The sequence below is a fragment of the Dictyobacter kobayashii genome, from assembly GCF_003967555.1.
GTDB classification, from domain to species: domain Bacteria; phylum Chloroflexota; class Ktedonobacteria; order Ktedonobacterales; family Ktedonobacteraceae; genus Dictyobacter; species Dictyobacter kobayashii.
In genome coordinates this window covers 3,741,531-3,760,114 of record NZ_BIFS01000001.1, presented here as the reverse complement: position 1 = coordinate 3,760,114, position 18,584 = coordinate 3,741,531, and the positions used below count along the sequence as shown (strand labels likewise).

Here is an 18,584-nt window from a genome sequence, read left to right as displayed (position 1 = left end):
TCTTCTCCGTTTGGTGGGGGGAGACAAGGATGCAAGCAGTAGCGCTGGTCAGACAACGCCGCTACCTGGTTTTTTTATAAGAAAATCCTGTGTGGGAGCAATGACCAACGACTGTCTGGAGCAAACCTACAACGCCACAGATATGAAGCACGGATGAGACGGAACGCGTGGAGCCTGGCTCAACAGCACAGTTCCAGCATCTGGCTTCATCTCCATATCCGGAGTTTCGCTCAACAGAACGGATTGGCACCCCATCGATCATCACTCACCACGATAGCTAGTATACCCCTACCCGCTTTACACGCTCTTTGAGCAGACTTAACACTCTATTAATCTCATAACTTCCCTTCGGAAGCGCACTGGATTCCATAGTTATGCTAAAAAAGTCGGCCGATAAGAGAAGAAAACCGCAGAAGTCTTACATAAGACAAAAGATAGGCAGTGCCATTTAAAGCGCAGGTTACTGCCTATTTTCCCTCGTTTTGTGGTATTATAAAAAGAGATCTATTCTTCTAGCTTGAATATGTTCTGGTAACATGACTATAGATATTAGACATTGGATATCGCGAGGAGGTTTGCATTTCATTATGAAAGCAGTTAAAACACACGTTGGACGCTGTGACACATGCGGTGAGCCAGCAGCCTATGCTCAACTATTGGCCGGTGGACGCAGTTTCCGTTTCTGCGAGCAACATGCACCACTGGTGGTCAAAAAGCAGGCTGAAGCAGCAGCCAGCAGCAACAAAAAGTAACATATACTTCAATCAGGCCATGGGCAACAGTATGTGGAATGTAGATCCCCCTCCCGGAATACCTCTACTCTCAATCCAAATCTTTCCACCCATGGCTTCAACCAGGCGCCGTGAAATATAGAGTCCCAATCCAGAACCTCGAATGGGGCTATTCATATCGCTTTCCAGGCGATAGAAACGCTGAAAAAGATGTGGCTGATCCTGTGGAGCAATTCCCTTGCCTTTATCCGCAATACTAATAACGACAGCGTTCTCTTGTTCCAGAGAACGCTCAGCTGAAAACAATAAAGGGGAACCCTCAGGCGAATACTTCAAGGCATTGGTGCTGACATTCATCAATACCTGGTGCAGGCGTAGAGGATCGGCATACACATACAGTTGAGCTGGAACATTAAAAGTCACCTGGCGCTGATCATGGGTAACCTGTGGCTCAATCATCACCATGACCTTCTCAAGGATATTTTTGACTGAGACCCTGTTGATCAAGGCAGGCTTGATGGCTGTCTCGGCCTCAATCCGGCTGGCATCCATCACATTGCGCAAAAGGATCGCCAGCTCTTCACAGCCTAACTGAGCTTTCTGCAAAAATTCACGTCGCTGTCCATAGGGAGCATCTCATCATACTGGGCAATTAGCTCTATATATCCCTGCACCGCAGTTAACGGGGTACGCAACTCATGCGAAGCCGTAACCATAAATTGATCCTTCATCTGGTCCAGCTCTTTAAGTTGCTCATTGGCGGTACTTAAACGCTGATAGAGTTGGGCATTGGTAAAGGCCACACTGGCCTGTTCTACAAAATCCTGGGCATGGGGAATGTCCGCTTCATCAAAGGAAGGATCGTTACTATTCCCTACAGGAACCGAACGGGCAAAAATCAATAAGCCGTTGAGGCGACCGCTGTTCACCAGCGGGGCCAGGATAGCTGTATAAATACGATGGCGGATCAATTTGGCCCGCAACGCAAACTGCCGTGAGCCTGGATGATGCTCACGCGTAAATGCGGCGTGCTGACTACTCTCTGTCAAGAGCTGCATCTTACGATAGGGGCCAACTTCCAATAAAAAAGGATGCAGGGGCTGCGCTGTCTCTTCTTCATATTCGGAGACCCGCAATGTGGGCCATTCACTTAACTGCTGACTACTTTGTTGCTCATCAATGGAGAGCGCGAGAGGTTCCAGCAGACCCTCAGCTCGCTTGGTATAGAAGATGACATAATCCGCGTGTAGTGCTACGGCTCCTTCGACACAGATCAACTGACTAAGCTCAGTCGGTTCGATAACCGCTGCATTTAAGCGCGTAGATATATTGACCATGGCACGCGCAAATTTCTCCCGCTCCCTGGCCTCCTGATAGAGATAGCTATGTTCAATAACGGTAGCAATTTGATCCGCATAGCTACGCACAATCGAGGCAGTCAATAAATCGGTACGCGAGAGCACATGTCGAGCCACACCCAGGCTTCCCAGGATTCTACCTTGATAAATAATTGGAAAGAACGACATCGAGGGAACGTGTTGCCGCTCCTGCCAGCGACGCACCTCGCCAGGTAGCTCATCTATACATGCGGACCAAAACAGCTCACATTCTTTTCCTTCCGAAATCAGGCGATAGAGCACGGTATCACCAGTGATCCGACAACTCAGAGGTAATACCAGGCGAGATAGGGTGCTGATTAAGAGGTGCGAGTGGTCGGAGACAGGCTGATCATATTCTTCCAGCAGCAACAACATAGCAGAGGTAAAGCCAAATTGAGTGATAACCGCCTGCATGATACGCTCACATAGCTCATCAAAATCCAACACATCTATCAGTTGTGCCACCAGGTGGCGCACCTGTTCAACCTCATGGAAGTGCTGATCCCGTTCCCGCAGGAGCGCGGTATTCTCACGTGTAGCAAAAAAGTGGCGCATCACCACTAACATACCCACAATAGAACTAACTATGAATAGACTCGCAACTGCATCCCTATCTGGCTGCTGTATATATATTACCTCGATTGCGCACAATCCTCCCAGGATTAGAGCTAGAGGCACATAGATACTCTGAACTGGCAAGGGATAACGCGAGGGCTTATTAGAGCTCAATCCATCGGTTGCCGTATCGTTGACCAGGATATCCGGGGAGCGAAGATCTAGATCTAGATCCATATTCTGTATAGCCAGTTGTGCCTGAGCCTGGTATTGATAGAGGGTCGAGAGTCCAAGTAAAAGCAACCCTCCAATCCAACATATATCGATCCAGGGGGTCTGGTGCTGATAATATGTAATGCTATAGGCATCAAGCCAACCACTACTGGCATCGCCCAGGGTATTAAGCAGCAAGCCAGCCCCTAACAAGAGAAAAGAACGGCGCATACTATCCTGGATACCCTGCTGCCAGAAGAGGACGAGAAAAAGCAAGAGGAAAATATCGCCAGAGAGTAATACGATTGAGATCCGTAAGCGAGGAAGCCAATCGCTGATCAACATTCCCGCTGGAGGCAGTACAGTGGGGAGGATAGTCACAATAAACCAGTATATGCCAGCCAGGCAAAATGTGGTGATCAGCACATCTACAACCATACTGACGCGTAAACGGGATGTTCCAGGCGCGACCATGATACCAATAAACAGGCAAGGATAAACCAGGACGGAGGTAACGTATTTGAGGGGAAGAAGTAATAGATCAACGTGAATATACCAGACAATAGTCTCTGAAGCACCACGTGCGCAGAGAATTAACAGACCCAGAGCAATAAAAAGCCAGGACAGGCGACCACGCATAGCGATTGATAAAGGGCTGCGCCAGGACCAATACCAGGCCTGCCACGACCAGATGGCACCAACCAGAGCAGCCGCTGGCACCGCGATACGTGCAATTAATGTCTCTGTCCGCAATCCAGCCAGCGCACCAGACAATAGCAGGCAGAGAAGGCTCATAACAACAAATATCGATGCAAAAATCGCCGCTATTGCATTATAGCGAGCTAATTTCTGCATCGAGCTACCAGGTTTTCTCTCAATTGCCATTGTCTTCATGCGTGCTCCACTGAACGCACAGACATCAAAGCATCACATGATTAGAACAGCACCGCAATCTCCAGCAGGCTATCCTTTATGCGGCTGATTGATATTCGTACGCACAAGGTCCATATACCAGAATGGCTGACGTTTCCGCAACATAGGCTTACTACGAACGAGATTACCAGGAATAGAATCCAGAATATTATATGCTAATTCACCAGTTAATGAACCGGCCATATCGCCAGGGCTGTACTCTAACATACGCGTAGTGCGACGTCCTGTGCGCTGCTCACGCGTATCAATAGTCATCATCATTAAGCCCTCTTCATCCTCATCGGCAATCACCTCTGATAATGTATAGAGGCTTCCCGCGCCCGGTGAAAAGATGCCGCTTAAACCATTCGCCTGCATACCATGGGCCTCGCCAAACCAATTGGCCAAAGCCAGGTACACATTGTGTTCAGCCGCACGTGTACGCCAGATCATAAAATGGAACGGTTCATTGACACCACTATCATCACCCATAAAAGAAGACGAATGAGCTAGCTGTAAACCAATCGGGGAAGGGAAATTCAACATTGCTGGGGCACAAACCAGATCGGTGCCCTTACTGGCCAGGATGCGCAATGTTTCTGGGAAAAGCACATCATAACCAGTAGCCAGACCAATGCGACCCGTGGGCGTATCAAAGGTAGGGAAACCGAGATCCCCTGGTAAGGCCCAGAGCCGATCCACCTGGCTCAAATGTATCTTGCGATAAATACCATAGACCCCCTCGGGATCGATGAGCAGCACGGTATTATAATAAGTATCTTCACCTGCGCGCTCTGCCACGCCCAGCACCATACTGATCTGTAGCTCATTGGCTAATGAGACCAGGGATTCAGTTTCAGGACCAGGGATCTGTATCGCCCCTTGCTGAAAATGGACAGCCAGCGCAGCCGTATCCTGACTATCAATAATACGCTGTGGGACAGGTCCGGGCAGGATCAATTCTGGCAAAACCAGCACATCCGGGGCCGCTGGCGCATTATCACGCATCTGTGTCTTCAACCAATCCTGAAGCGCTACGATACGCTCATCTGGCTGAGCAGTTGGAGAGGCCGCAAAAGATGACAGGTCCAATTGCACAATGCCTGCGCAAGAAAGCTGTCCAGTAGGTAACTCGCCCAATTCATACAGGCTATGATAGCGCAGCGGCTCCCACAGGTAGCTATTTTGCACTACTGCCCGATAGGCGGACGGCTGACGATCAGCCAGCGGCCGCCCAATCACATCACCATCCTGTACCCAACCTTTATCGCGGCAACGCCGTAGATCAACCTCACCATAGACAATACCCTCACCATCCTCCAGGAAAGCCTGAGGGACGCCATCGGGATTCAGAATGCAACTACCACCACGGAACTGGACACCGCGCTCACGTCCATAGCGATTGGCCGCAATCACATATAGCTGGTTTTCAAAGGCGCGCGCCATCCACCAGCTACTCGGGCAAGACTCATCGACCCAACTGGTGGGAAAGAGCAACACATCAGCTTCTTGCAAAGCCGCGACGCGGGCCGCCTCAAAATATTTAGCATCCCCGCAAATGAGCGCGCTCAAGCGTCCTAGAGGTGTGTCCCAGACCGGAAACCCCAGATCCCCATCACGTGCCCAACGTGGATCTCCAATATCGAGATGCACCTTGCGATACACGCCCACCACACCGTCTGGCCCCAACAACACCATACTATTATAGTAGACCTGGGTAGCCAGATCCACCTCGGGCAAGCCCAAAGCAATATAGCACGAATACTTACTGGCGAGAGCCTGAAACCGCTCAGTAGTTGGACCGGGGATCGGCTCCGTATAGGGAGCGATCTCATCACCAGAAATCCAGCAATATCCGGTGGTCGCCATCTCGGGTAACACAATGAGCCGCGCATCATGCGCAGCCGCATCTTCCGCCAAACGGAGAAGATCTAGAATATTCTTTTCTTTCTCTCCTAGCGTTGGCTCATATTGAATGGCAGCCACTCGATAATGGGAGATTTGTGGTCTTTGTGTGAAGTGAGAGCTCATCAAAGCTTATGTGCTCCTGATGCATGACTATGGGAAAGTCATAACTGAAACAAGGTGTTGAACATATCGTGATAACCCTTGTATTATAGCACGTCAACTCTTCTAGACGGAATATGATCACCCAAACGTCTATTTCGTGCTCTCTGGTCCCATTTCCACTTTTTCTGCTGTCTTCCAAAGTGTGCTCAAGTAAAGGATTGTAAAGCGTTACTGATGTAAAAATTGATGTAGAAAAACGGAAAGTGTGCGTCCAAGAAAAAATGATATGAGTTAAGAAGACCAAAAAGAAAAAGCCTCTGGACAAACCAGAAGCTTCTTTTATGCGTTCAATCCCTCACGGACTCCCCCCAACTTTCGCAAGCAGCGATAGGAAACCAGGCTACTTTTAGTGACTCGGTGCCGCTTGCAGCCCCATTGAGAACAGGCTAAGACAGCCTTGATTTGTTGTGCCGCCATCCGCAACTGCGTGGCCTACATTCAACTTGGTGCCGCTTGCAGCCCCATTGAGAACAGGCTAAGACAACCTTGATTTGTTGTGCCGCCATCCGCAACTGCGTGGCCTGCCTCGGCGTGAGTTTTTTGCCGGACTGCGCATTGACCTGGTTGATGAAGGCAGTGAGAGACCCACAGGCCGCTGGAATGTTGCCCGCATTCACCGCGCTCAGTGCTGCCGTGAGCTTGGCATTCAGGCTCGTTTGCAGCCCCATCGATAGATGGAAGCTATTGACCAGGGTGATGAGATCACTGATCTGCTCTGCCGCTCCCTTGACCACCACCTGGAAACTACCCGCTGTGGTGTTGCCTGCTGGATCGCTGGCTGTGCAATTGACGGTCGTCGTGCCAATCGGGAAGGTGCTACCAGAGGGTGGAGCACACTGGATGGAAAGCTGGGCAGGCGGATTATCCGGGTCGGTGGCGGAGACCTGGTAGGTGACCACAGCTCCAGCAGGACTGGTAGCGTCCGTTGTAATCGTTTGGGGCAGAATCAACACCGGCGGGGTGGTGTCCGCATAGATCGGCAGCGTTGGTCCGTTCGATTGGTCGAGATCGGCAGAGCCGGCGATTCCAGGGACACTTCCGCTATCAGAGTAAAGCCAGAGTCCCCAGGTGCTCCAGGTCGATGGGATATTCGGACACGGCACACCGAATTGTGCGATCCAGAGTGGGTTCCCAGAGAACGCCGTTGGGGCACCGATCCCCTCCCAAAATCCAGTGTTGGTCAAGATGACTGGGCTGACCCCGAGTGCCGCCTGGATGGTGTGAACCGCCGTTTGCAGACTGGATACGACCGTTGATGGTGGCACGCCATCGGCCACCTCAACGTCAATGGCAGGGATCAAGTCCCCGGCGGTGAAGCCGTTCTGCATGAGGATCGAGAGAAAGAAATTCGCCTGTGCTGTCGGGTCCTCTCCTGGATGAAAGAAGAGATAAGCCCCTCGCTTCACCCCCGCAACCTTCATAGCGGCGAAGTTGGTCTGGAAGGTTGGATCGATAAACGTCGTCCCCTCAGTTGCTTTCGCATACCCGAACGATTTCCCTGCCTGCGCCACCTGCGTCCAATCGATGGTACCTTGAACCTGTGACACATCCACGCCTTGCAGGCTACCGGGGATGGGCAAACCCTTAAATCTGTGGCGGCATGTGCAGGGAATGTGCCAGCACCGATGAAAGTCACCTGCACTCCCAAGAGGATGAGCACTGTCAGTACGAGAGATCGCCGTTTCAGAATTGACAAGCTCCTTTTCATATCAATAGTTCAACCTTTCACAACATACTCAAACCTGTTCAATAAAAGTTGCATATGAACACGAAATAGTGTTAGGAAAAATACAAGTAAATAGGTAACTACTCAGTACCTTGAGAAAAGCTGGACAAAGCTGATAAACTAAGAGCATGACAGAAGAAGAAGTGAGAAATCTTCAGAAAGCCTACCGAGAGCTCAAAGAGCAAGCAGAGGCATTCAAAGAGCAAGCAGAGCAGAAAGATCGCAGGATCGAAGAGCTCGAAGGATTGCTCATAGGTGCCTTGTTGCGCATTGAAGAGCTTGAACGGCGATTGGGAAAAGATAGTCATAATAGTAGTAAACCTCCTTCCAGTGATGGATTGGGTCGCAAACCTGGCAAACAGCGGCGCAAAAGCGGCAAGACTTCCGGTGGACAAGCCGGTCACCACGGTCATACCCTGATGCAAGCATTGACTCCTGATAGCGTCGTGCTTCATCGTCCAACGCACTGTGAAGCATGTCAGTACCCTCTTGAGCAGGAGGCAGCTATCACCAACGAACGCCGTCAAGTCCACGATCTGCCCACGTGGCGTTTGCTGGTCGAGGAGCATTGCCGACAAGCAATCTGCTGCCCCTATTGCCAGCATGTGACGCAGGCGTCTTTTCCGGCAGGCGTCGATGCTGCTGTCCAGTATGGCCCGCAGGTCCAAGCCTTGGCGGTCTATCTTTCCCACTTTCAACTGGTGCCACTGCAACGCACCTGTGAAGCTCTTGCTGATCTGTGCGGGTGTCAGTTGTCCGAAGGCACGCTGGTCCGTTGGATTGCTCAGGCAGCCAAGACCCTTGAGTCGAGCATCGAGCGGATCAAAACCTTACTGCTGGCCAGCCCCTTGCAACATGCTGACGAAACGGGGATGCGTGTCAAAGGCATCTTGCATTGGATGCATCTCAATGCGACTCCCTGGCTCACCCTGTACTCCTGGCATCGCAAACGAGGGCATCAGGCTCTGGAGCAGATTGGGATCTGGCCACACTATCAGGGCCGCTCCATGCATGATCGCTGGTCCAGCTATGATCGCTACCTCTGTACCCATAGCCTCTGCGGAGCCCACCTGCTACGCGACTGCCTGTATGTCGCCGAACAGGAGAAGCAGCCTTGGGGACAAGCCATGTTCGATCTGTTGCTGGCGATGAAGCAAGCCGCTGATCGCTGGCGCCTCCAAGGAGCGAGCGCCGTCCCCACCCCCGAACGGGAGCAGTGGCTTGCCCAGTATTTTGCCATTCTGGCCGCTGGCTTTGCCACGCATGCCGCTCAAGCCCCTCCCCCAGGAAGTCTGCAGCCCAAACGACAAGGACGCAAAAAACAGGAAGCCTCCAAGAATCTGCTCGATGCGCTCTTAAAGCGAGCTGATCAAGTGTTGGGTTTTCTGGAGGACCTGTCTGTGCCTTTTACCAACAATCTCGCCGAACGAGATTTACGCATGGTGAAAGTGCAGCAAAAGATTTCCGGAACCTTCCGCAGTGACGATGGAGCTACGGCTTTTTGCATCATTCGCAGCTATCTTTCAACCATGCGCAAGCAGGGGCGCTCAATGCTTGCTGCCATTGCTGCGGTTTTTGCTGGTTCTCCTTTCCCCATTGCATGGGCTACTGAGTAGTTACGTAAATAGGTACTTACAATAATGTAATAGTAACTTTCAATTACTAATGATTCTTCTAGAATTAAAAATATAAAAATAACCAAATAAAGCAATTAATCTGCAAAGCGATGTCTTTGAAAGTGTGCTCAAGAGCAGAACTTGATCGAACCGCCTCGAGTGGTCAGTGTAGACAGCTGGGCATGGCGTCACGGTCATCGATACGGAACACTCATTGTGACCAGGAACGGCATCGTCGGCTCGAGGTGCTGCCTGATCGAGATAGTAACGTACACTTGCTCTCATCCTGTTAACTTGTAATGAGGAGATGGATGTAACACCCCTCCCAATACGTTTGAATGAAGGTTAGTTCAACTTGCACGTATGTCAATGCACAGCAGCACGTTGGAAAATGCTGCAGACATGAAAGGAGCGTTAACATGAGAATTGTGGTTGATTTGACTCGCTGTCAGAGTTATGGGCAATGTGTATTTCTAGCGCCAAAAGTCTTCCGCTTTCATAGCGAAGAAGCTCTCGAATATGACTATACCCCCGATGACCAGATGCGTGAGCAAGTCAGATGGGCCGCGGCAGCGTGCCCAGTCCAAGCCATTACGCTGGATTATCAGGATGAGCAATCTGAGACGGTTTCTCATTCTGAGAGTGTTGGAGACAAGATATGACTAGTAGCCCTCCCCCCCAGTGGAGCGGTTCCTCCAATGGTCGCGTGGTAATCGTTGGTGCCTCTCTGGCCGGTTTGCGCGCGGCAGAGACCCTGCGCGCAGAAGGTTTTACGGGCCACCTGACCTTGATTGGCGATGAACCCTACGAACCCTATGATCGCCCGCCCTTATCCAAATCGGTCCAGGAAGGCTGGATCTCAGAGGAGCATACCACCTTACCCCGGCGACGAGATATCGCGGCAGAATGGCTGATGGGCGCCCCTGCTGTGGCGCTCGATCTGCCCAACCGGCAGGTGCATCTCGCCGATGGGGACCCGGTCCCCTTTGATCGCCTGTTGATTACCACCGGCACCCGGGCGCGTCCCTGGCCGGACAAGGAGCAAGCTGATCTCGATGGGGTATTCACACTCCGTACTCGTGACGATGCCGCCCAGATTCACGCTCGCCTGGCGGCGGGACCCAAACGGGTGCTGGTTATTGGCGGTGGCTTCACAGGCTCTGAGGTGGCTTCCGTCTGCCGCGAACTGGGCCTGCACGTCACCGTCACTGAGCGCAGCGCAACTCCGCTAGCCGGTGCCCTTGGCCAGGCAGCCGGAACCTTTGCCGCGTATTTACAGCGCCAGCACGGGGTGGATCTGCGCTGCAACACCACGGTTCTGGCCCTGGAAGGTGATGCCCAGAAGAGGCTCCGCCGCGCTCGGCTCTCCGATGGAGACGAGCTAGACGTGGACGTGGCCGTGGTGGCCCTGGGCACACTACGCAATACGGAGTGGTTACAGAGCGGGGGGCTGGCCGCCGACAGGCGTGGCATAGTGTGCGATGCCGCGTGTCGAGCCTTCGATGCCGATGGGGTGGTTACCGATGACATCTTTGTTGCCGGGGATGTTGCCCGCTGGCCCCATCCGCTTTATGACGGTGAGCTCCTGGTCGTCGAGCACTGGAGCAATGCCGTCACTCAGGCAGAGACTGCTGCCCATAACATGCTGGCCAATGCGGCGGCACGCCGCGCACATAAGCATCTGCCTTCCTTCTGGTCTAACCAGTTTGGAGTCAATATCAAGTCGATTGGTGTGCCCACCTTTGCTGATACGATTGTTCTCACCCAGGGATCAACTGAGGAGCGTCGTCTGGTCGCTGCTTATGGACGAGGAGATCGCATCGTCGCAGCAGTTGCTGTCAACGCGCCTAGATCCTTACCAGCCTATCAAGCGCTGATTGAGGCCCGTGCGCCGTTCCCGCCAGATCTGCACGCCTCCAATGGTCCAGCCGAACTGCATCCCTTACCGGCAGGCTTTCCGAAACGGGGGCAGCCCACCCACGATCCAGGTGCCATACCAACGGGGGCAGGCCCGAACACGCCAGAGCAGCAGATTGAGAAAGAGGTGCTCAAGCTCTTGGACCCACGTATCCCGCTTGGTGCCCCACCCCTCATATCGCAGCATGCGAACGAGATCGCCATGGAGAAGCGGTCGCTTCTCCATGAAGTACATACAGGAGGCATGCGCCCATGACCCAGACATTTGTTACCTCACGGAACCTGTTTGCTCAGGTGCTCGACCCGGCCAGTCGAGCCAATCCCTATCCACTCTATGCCCGCCTGCGCGAGACGCCGGTCTCGGTGCAAGAGAATGGAACATATGTCGTCAGCACGCACAGGGAGATCAGCCAACTACTCCACGATCCGCGCATCAGTTCCGACGAGCGTAAGAGCGCACAGGGATCTAAAGCTCTGGCTGAGTCGGAAACACCGCCATTCATTTTTACTGATCCTCCGGAACATACCCTGTTTCGCCGTTTGATCATGCATCAGTTTACCCCGCAACGGATCGCGGGTATAAAGGAACATATCAAACCAGTCGTAGATGCCTTGCTCGATGCTAAGAGACAACAGAACCAGTTCGATCTCGTCCAGGATGTTGCCTATCCGCTACCGGTCACCATTATCTGCCGGCTACTCGGGGTGCCTCCCGAGGATGAACCGCGCTTTCGTGTCTGGTCCTCGGACCTGGTGCGCACACTTGATCCAACAGAAAGCTTGAGCGAGGCAGAGGTGCAGAAGGCAGCGCAAAGCCGCGTTCAGATACGCGAATATCTGAAGCAGCTCAGTGAGACACGTCGCATGCACCCTCAGGATGATTTGTTATCTGGTCTGGTGGCTGGAGATGACCCCGATGGTCGCTTGCCTGAGCCGGATCTACTGGCCACGATGCAATTGCTGCTCATCGCCGGTCATGAGACGACTGTCAACCTGATCACGAACAGTATGCTGGCGCTGCTGCGCCATCCAGATGTGTTCGATCGCCTGCGGCGCAATCCGGATCTAGCCATTCAAACCGCGGAAGAGGTTTTGCGCTATGATCCGCCGGTACAGTTTCGCACACGCACGACCCTGGCCGATTTGCCGATCGCTGGTGTAACCATCCCACAAGGGGCTTCGGTCGTCCTGTTACTTGCGGCAGGCAGCCGCGACCCCGCCTACTTCGTCGATCCCGATCGTTTCTGGCCTGAGCGGCCAGACAACGAGCATTTCGGTTTTGGCGGTAGCGACCACTACTGCGTCGGCGCGCCGCTTGCTCGGCTCGAAGCAGTGACGGCCTTGAAAGTTCTCTCGCAGCGTCTCCAGGCCCCGAGATTGGTTACTGAGCCGCCACCTTATCGAAAGAATGCTGCCCTGCGTGGGCCGGAACACTTGCAAATTACCTGCGACTATATCAGCGACTAAGGAAGTTCTCGCCATACTATAAGTATCTGAGGAGCTGAGCTCTTCTCTGCCTGGTCGAGGGAACAGCCAGGCAGAACAGCTCCACAGGTCCCAGCCTCTGAATCCATTGTCCCTCCCCCTTTTTGCTAACAAAATGTTTACTCTTCAGCAGAAAGAAGTCCAAGCTTGCGTGCTCGTGCAACCGCCTGGGTACGATTGACAACTTCGAGCTTGCTAAGAATATTACTGACATGATGCTTAATAGTGCCAGGGGAGACAACCAATGCTTCTGCGATCTCCTGGTTTGAAGCACCGCGTGCAAGCAATTGTAAGACTTCCTGTTCTCGTGCGCTTAATGGGTCCAGCAACGATAAGGATGACTCGCTTTCTTGAGGGGATGGTTGCGTCTCGTGCCTCTGGTTGAAGGCAGATAGCAGTGTCTTCACATACGAGCGTTCTTCCTCAAAGGACTCCTGTTCGCTGAGTTGGGAAAGCAATTCCGCAATGATTGATCCTTCGTCCACGAAACGTCGAATGTAGCCTTCTGGTGCGCCCAGATACACGGCCTGGGTCAGTAGTGCCAATGCTTCGGGCTGCCGTTGAAGCATATGAAACGCCTGGACTTGTATGAGAAGCATCTCGAGCATACTATACCACCGCTGCATCGCTGCTGCCCGTTCTATGAGAGGACTTAGCACATTCAACGCATACTGTGGTTGGGATTCAGCCAGGAGCAGTCGAGCCAATGCGATGCTCTGTTTTTCCCGTGCCAGCGAAGAAACAAGGGGCGCTTCCCTCTGTATATCTCGCATCCAGCGTCTTGCTTGTGGTAGATCGCCACGTGCCAGCCAGAAACGCATCTGATCAATGCAACTCCAGAGCGTTGTGTGATACGGTGAGGACAACATACGCCCGACATATGCCATTTGTTGCGCAATCTTGCTCGCTTCCTCCCATCGCTCTTGTGAGAGAGCAAGCTTCAATAACATCGTATATCCATATGGCAGAAATGTGACGAGTTCGGCCTGTTCGCCTACCTGGATCGCCTGTTCAGTCAGGTCCTGGGCCTCTTCTAACCTGTTCCACTCATAGAAGATATTGGCTTGATAAATGTAGGGCCAGCAGGCATGCACTGACTGATGCCTCTCGTCGTTGTGAAGGGTATCGGTCAGTTGCTGGCTTAGTTGCCATGCCTCGTGCAATTGCCCGGCCAACGTTTTTTCCCAAACGATTTCCCATAAGTACATCATCTCGAACTGGTGATCGCCCTCTGCCCTGATCCGACTCAATCCCGTCTGCATGTGCTGCATAGAACGCTCGAAATTGCCCTGCGCGATGTTGGTTTGTGCTTGAGCAAACGCCACCTGGATTTTTGCAGCCCACTGCTGTTCCTGAAGATGGGTGAGGGCTTCCTGACAAAAAGCCTGTGATGCTCCTGTATCCCCATAATAGAAACTGGCAATCGTCGCTTGCAAGGCCGCGATCTCCCCCAGAAGCGAGAGCGGCGCCTCGGGCTCGTGGATGCCTTGCGTTGTGTTTGTTTTTTCTGCCTGTTGGTGAGTTGCTTTCCAGGCTTCTCGGGCAGTGCGTAACCAGCTTTCGGTGCTTCCAGGTGGGGCGATCCAGAACTGGCTCTGGGCACAGGCCAGGCATAAGCGGGGTCGCCCATGTACGACCTCGCGCGGGAGTTGCTCAATCCAGGAAAGGAGCAACGCGTCTTTGAGCTGCCCCCAGATATGTTGACTGGAGATCTGTTCCACAAGCTGTGCTGCCCAGGACCATTCTTGTGCGAGCAAGGCCTGCTGGATTGCTTTTCTGTGCATTCCATGTGCTGCGTACCACTGACTGGCCCGCATATGCAGTATTGGCAACTCTTTAGGCTCGTTTCGCTCCAATTGTGTGCGCAGAACCTCAGCAAAGAGGGGGTGATAGGCATACCACTGGTGCTGCTTATCGAGCGGATTGAGCAAGAGATTGCTCCGTTCTAACTCCTCCAGGAGAAGCTGACTTTCCTGCTGTTCCAAAATAGCATTACACAGGGAATCGCAGAGTTGCGGTAAGATAGAAGTCCGCAAGAGAAAGGTTTGCACCGTTTGTGGCTGGCGATTCAATACCTCCTGCACCAGATATTTGAAAAGAGCAGGTTGGCTGCCCTGGAATGCTTGCAGCAGATCTTTCGGAGTTGCCTGCTCCTGTAAGGCGAGCGCGGTCAGTTGCATGCCTGCCCACCATCCCTGGATATGCGAATCGACATCCTGGATGCTCTCTTCGGAGAGCCGCAGATTCATAACATGCTGGAGGAAGTGAGAGATCTCCTCTCGGGTTGCTCGCAACTGTTCGGTGCGTAATTCCAGGATCTGTGCCTGAGCATGGAGCCGAGCCAGGGAAAAGGGGGATCAGTCCGTGTTGCCAGCACGAGACATAGCGTTGGTGGTGAATGCTTGAGCAGTGAGGAAAGCAGGGCATGGATCGTTGGCTCGATAATCTCCTCGTAATTGTCCAGTATCAGTACCAGAGGGGTGCTTCGTGTCGCCAGACCATTGATCAGCGCTGTGAGCATCGCTTGCCAGGATGGCTGTGGGGTATCATGCATGGCAGCAAAAGGCAGACGCGAGAGCCCAGGCTGGCATTGTTCGAGCGCAGCCAGCACATAGCTCCAAAATTGAAAGGGGACATTGTCTCCTGCATCAAGTGTGACCCAGGCTACTGGAGGATGACCTGGCGTAAAGGAACGCACCCATTGTGCTAGCAAGGTGGTTTTCCCAAAGCCCGCAGCTGCGGAGAGGAGAATAAGACGGTAAGCAAGGCCCACGTTAAGCAGGGCCAGGAGATGTGGGCGTGCAATGATTTCATGAGACGATGCTGGTATGAGGAACTTGGTCGCAAGTAAGGTATCATGAAACATGCCTGGAAGAGGCTCTAGTGTGTTGTTCTGGTGTGTTTGATTCTCAGTATCCACAATTGTTCTTCTCTTTCTGCATGTTCTTTCCTTCTATAAAAAAGAGGGAGACAAAAAAGAGGGAGACGCTGAAAAAACTATGCCATCGGAAACGCTCTCTCCACAATTCAACCAGTATCTTCTCCTGGCTTGTGGCCATGGCCCATCCTATCACTCGATCATGCAGAGATCAAGCACAACCAGGCTCTACTCCCAGTCTCTTCCAGGGGAAAGATACAACTATAGCACAGAGAAATATAACTTTAGTGACAGGATCTCGTCGTCATTTTGTCTGAAGAATATCTCTTTTGGCCCATGCTTCTTCACGTATCTTCGCGGTATACTCCAATGGTCAGACGTCAACGACCAGGGACAAAACTGGCTGGATGTGATGAATGACGCTTTTATCCATATGCAAGAGGAGAGAGTGTGCATCCAGGATGAGGGATGTGAAAGGAGAAATGATAGTATGGTGACAACGAAAGAAGAGCGAATATATAGAGAGGGAAAGGAGGAGTTCTATGCACTGATAGATGCGCTACCTCAACTGATCTGGGTCATTCGACCTGATGGTTCTGTTGTATACACCAATCAAAGCTGGCGTGATTATAGTGGTTGGCCAACACCATATTCCTGTGAGTCTGAACACCATCGGCTCAATGGTCAGCAACCTGTCCTGGACAGGTTACATACACGGTGTCACGCAAACATGCTCTCCAATTACGCCTTCTGGCCTCAAAACCTTCATCCTGAAGATAGAGAGCATGACCTGATGTTACGACGCCAGGCCTTTGCAACGGGGGAACCGTATTCCGTTGAGTATCGCCTCAGGGATGGGCGATCAGGAGCCTATCGCTGGTTCTTAGCGCAAGTTGCTCCACATCGCAATGAAGCAGGTGACATTCTCTTATGGATGGTCAGTTGTACCAATATCGATGACCAGAAACAAAAAGAAGAGCGATTACATCATAGTCAGGAATGCGTGGATCTGCTGCTGAACTCCAGCATTGTCGGGGTCACTATCGCAGAGGGGGAAAATTTTATAGATGCAAATGATACTTTTCTTCATATGACTGGCTATAATAGACAGGATTTGCGTGAAGGGCGAATGAACTGGAGGTGTATGACACCTCCTGAACACCTGGCTCATACCCACCAGGCCCATCAAGAGCTGGAGACCCGGAACTATATGACACCGTTTGAAAAGGAGTATATCTGCAAAGATGGCAGTCGCCTTCCGGTCGTTATCGGAGCAGTCACATTACCTACCAATTCCTCGCGGCACATCGCCTTTGTGTTGGACAATTCTGCACGCAAGGAGTTGGAACAGCGCAAAGACACCTTTTTGGGGATGGTGAGCCATGAGCTCAAGACCCGCTCGCGTCTTTGAAACTGCAAAACCAGCTCTTACAAAAAAAGCTTAGAAAGCAAAGCATTCCGAACATGGAGAAGGCGTGTACACGTATGGAAACGCAGATCAATACGATTACGCGGCTGGTCGACGAGATACTCAATTTCTCGCGTATGCAAGAGGGAAAGCTGGAATATGCTCCAGACAGGATCGATCTAGACAAATTGCTCAGGGAGGTTATTGACACTATTCACAGTATGCAAACAACGCATACCGTTGTCATTTATCCTCCCTCATCTCCTTCATTAATCATCGGAGATCGAGATCAACTCGAACGCGTCTTCCTCAATGTGCTGAGCAATGCTATCAAATATGCTCCATGCTCCCCTTTAATCGAAGTCTGGCTCACGCATAAGGCAGAAACGGTCACCATCAGTGTGCGTGATCAGGGTATAGGCATTCCACAAGAGGTGCAAGGGAAGATCTTTGAGCGCTTCTATCGCGCGGTCCCTCTTCAGCAGCGCGCCTTTCCAGGATTCGGGATGGGTTTATATATTGTCTCAGAGATTGTGAAATATCATAGGGGAACCATTCGCGTCGAAAGTGAGCAGGGAAAAGGATCAACGTTTCATCTTACGTTCCCCCTGGCTTCGCAAGAAAGCTTTCCTGCGATAGAGAGGAGAAAGAGCAATGGACAAGAGCCAGCAGATAGACCATCAACACATTTCGAACAAATATATATTGATCGTTGATGATGATCCTATCCTGGGCAACCTTCTTTTGGAAGCTCTTGATGATGAAGCCTATCAGGCACTGCATGTGCTAAGTGGGGAGATGGCGCAAAATGTTCTACAGAGGGATGTTCCGGTATTGCTACTCCTGGATTATCATCTTCCTGGCATGAACGGTCTGGAACTCGCGTACTGGCTGAAAAGTCACGAGGAATATAGGTATATCCCCATCATTTTGATGAGTGCAGATGTGCCACCAGAAGCCAATTGTAAGATGCATCTGAGAACAGTACGCAAACCTTTTGATCTCGAAAGGCTCCTTCAATTGATTGCTGAATTGATTGCGTCAGGAGTGAAGGATGACTCGGGTGTAAGAGAAGCGTCGGTTTGCATGACTCATGCTCAATCGAACGCTCATCGAGACTGACTTTCCTTTTGTGCTCCGCACGATTGGGAAGGAGCGGCATACCAGCATGGATAGCTGGTTGCCACTGTCTTTATAACCTATCGTCACACATCGTTCGGTTGTGTTTCCAGGTTGACCATACTGACGATGGTATACGATCATTGTCGGTAGACTAAATCTATTACCGAAACGGAACCAATTGATGCGCCCAACTCCATGCTTCAGCCTGTCTGTACACTACAGTGGAGATCTTCATGGTAAATAGTGGCGTCACCTTCAACCTCATGAGCGACCACCCATATGCTGGCAATAGAGTGCTCAGAGAGCATCAGCAACAGCTTATCACAGAGACGGATTGACTCCTCAATATACATGCAATTACGATTTAAACAGCTTTTCATCCCTATCATCGAACTTGCACATGTTTTTTGAGTGTCTGGAAACCTTAACAGTGTTGAACAACTATATGCATGTTATCAAAATCATAAATATATAAAGTTAAGCAGGTATAGTTCAGCTGGAAATATGGCATTGGGCAATGTATTTGTCAGTCTTTATGGGTTAGACATGGATAAATCGCATTGTCTCAGTCC

General features: G+C 51.7%; 14 protein-coding genes. 8 read left to right on the top strand and 6 right to left on the bottom strand.

Going from position 1 to position 18,584, the window contains the following annotated elements; genetic code table 11:
• Nucleotides 1-587 precede the first annotated feature (587 nt).
• A complete protein-coding gene (locus EL645_RS39335; RefSeq protein WP_161977413.1) occupies nucleotides 588-752 on the top strand; it encodes a hypothetical protein in 165 nt (54 codons plus the stop codon).
• Between the two features lie 12 nt (nucleotides 753-764).
• On the opposite strand, the gene EL645_RS16565 is transcribed toward EL645_RS39335, so the two are convergent.
• The 4 genes from EL645_RS16565 to EL645_RS40240 form a co-directional block, all read right to left on the bottom strand.
• Nucleotides 765-1,337 carry a sensor histidine kinase gene (locus tag EL645_RS16565; protein WP_126551544.1) on the bottom strand — a complete coding sequence of 191 codons (573 nt, stop codon included), beginning with the start codon at nucleotides 1,335-1,337 and terminating at the stop codon, nucleotides 765-767.
• Entirely contained in the window at nucleotides 1,319-3,772 is a 2,454-nt protein-coding gene (locus tag EL645_RS16560; RefSeq protein ID WP_126551543.1) for a GAF domain-containing protein, read from the bottom strand. Before EL645_RS16560 ends, EL645_RS16565 begins: the two co-directional genes overlap by 19 nt.
• 69 nt (nucleotides 3,773-3,841) lie before the next feature.
• Complete coding sequence (locus EL645_RS16555; protein ID WP_126551542.1) at nucleotides 3,842-5,821, bottom strand: nitrilase-related carbon-nitrogen hydrolase; 1,980 nt, start codon at nucleotides 5,819-5,821, stop codon at nucleotides 3,842-3,844.
• A gap of 425 nt (nucleotides 5,822-6,246) precedes the next feature.
• Nucleotides 6,247-7,407, bottom strand: a complete 1,161-nt coding sequence (locus EL645_RS40240) for a GH25 family lysozyme (protein WP_126551541.1) — start codon at nucleotides 7,405-7,407, stop codon at nucleotides 6,247-6,249.
• 307 nt (nucleotides 7,408-7,714) lie between these two features.
• On the opposite strand from EL645_RS40240, the gene tnpC reads away from it, so the two are divergent.
• The 4 genes from tnpC to EL645_RS16530 all read left to right on the top strand — a co-directional run bounded on the left by tnpC (nucleotide 7,715) and on the right by EL645_RS16530 (nucleotide 12,586).
• Entirely contained in the window at nucleotides 7,715-9,202 is a 1,488-nt protein-coding gene (tnpC, locus tag EL645_RS16545; protein WP_126548577.1) for an IS66 family transposase, read from the top strand.
• 419 nt (nucleotides 9,203-9,621) lie between these two features.
• A complete protein-coding gene (locus tag EL645_RS16540) occupies nucleotides 9,622-9,864 on the top strand; it encodes a ferredoxin (protein WP_126551540.1) in 243 nt (80 codons plus the stop codon).
• Nucleotides 9,861-11,375 (top strand): NAD(P)/FAD-dependent oxidoreductase, encoded by a 1,515-nt coding sequence (locus tag EL645_RS16535; RefSeq protein ID WP_126551539.1) that lies wholly within the window; start codon nucleotides 9,861-9,863, stop codon nucleotides 11,373-11,375. The genes EL645_RS16540 and EL645_RS16535 overlap by 4 nt, the downstream gene beginning before the upstream one ends.
• A complete protein-coding gene (locus EL645_RS16530; RefSeq protein WP_126551538.1) occupies nucleotides 11,372-12,586 on the top strand; it encodes a cytochrome P450 in 1,215 nt (404 codons plus the stop codon). Before EL645_RS16535 ends, EL645_RS16530 begins: the two co-directional genes overlap by 4 nt.
• Nucleotides 12,587-12,723: 137 nt before the next feature.
• On the opposite strand, the gene EL645_RS44255 is transcribed toward EL645_RS16530, so the two are convergent.
• Together EL645_RS44255 and EL645_RS39325 are read right to left on the bottom strand one after the other, a co-directional pair.
• The gene (locus tag EL645_RS44255) at nucleotides 12,724-14,853 is read right to left on the bottom strand and encodes a winged helix-turn-helix domain-containing protein (RefSeq protein WP_281276314.1); all 2,130 of its coding nucleotides are present in this window, start codon (nucleotides 14,851-14,853) and stop codon (nucleotides 12,724-12,726) included.
• The gene (locus EL645_RS39325; RefSeq protein ID WP_161977412.1) at nucleotides 14,850-15,524 is read right to left on the bottom strand and encodes an NACHT domain-containing protein; all 675 of its coding nucleotides are present in this window, start codon (nucleotides 15,522-15,524) and stop codon (nucleotides 14,850-14,852) included. Before EL645_RS39325 ends, EL645_RS44255 begins: the two co-directional genes overlap by 4 nt.
• 448 nt (nucleotides 15,525-15,972) lie before the next feature.
• Here EL645_RS39325 and EL645_RS16520 point away from each other — a divergent pair, with 448 nt between their 5' ends.
• The 3 genes from EL645_RS16520 (at nucleotide 15,973) to EL645_RS16510 (ending at nucleotide 18,012) form a co-directional block, all read left to right on the top strand.
• Entirely contained in the window at nucleotides 15,973-16,893 is a 921-nt protein-coding gene (locus EL645_RS16520; RefSeq protein ID WP_161977411.1) for a PAS domain-containing protein, read from the top strand.
• A gap of 74 nt (nucleotides 16,894-16,967) precedes the next feature.
• On the top strand, nucleotides 16,968-17,606 hold the full coding sequence (locus tag EL645_RS16515) for a sensor histidine kinase (protein WP_161977410.1): 639 nt from the start codon (nucleotides 16,968-16,970) through the stop codon (nucleotides 17,604-17,606).
• Nucleotides 17,545-18,012: a response regulator gene (locus EL645_RS16510; RefSeq protein ID WP_126551535.1), complete on the top strand. Its 468-nt coding sequence runs from the start codon at nucleotides 17,545-17,547 to the stop codon at nucleotides 18,010-18,012. The genes EL645_RS16515 and EL645_RS16510 overlap by 62 nt, the downstream gene beginning before the upstream one ends.
• The last annotated feature ends 572 nt before the right edge of the window (nucleotides 18,013-18,584 follow it).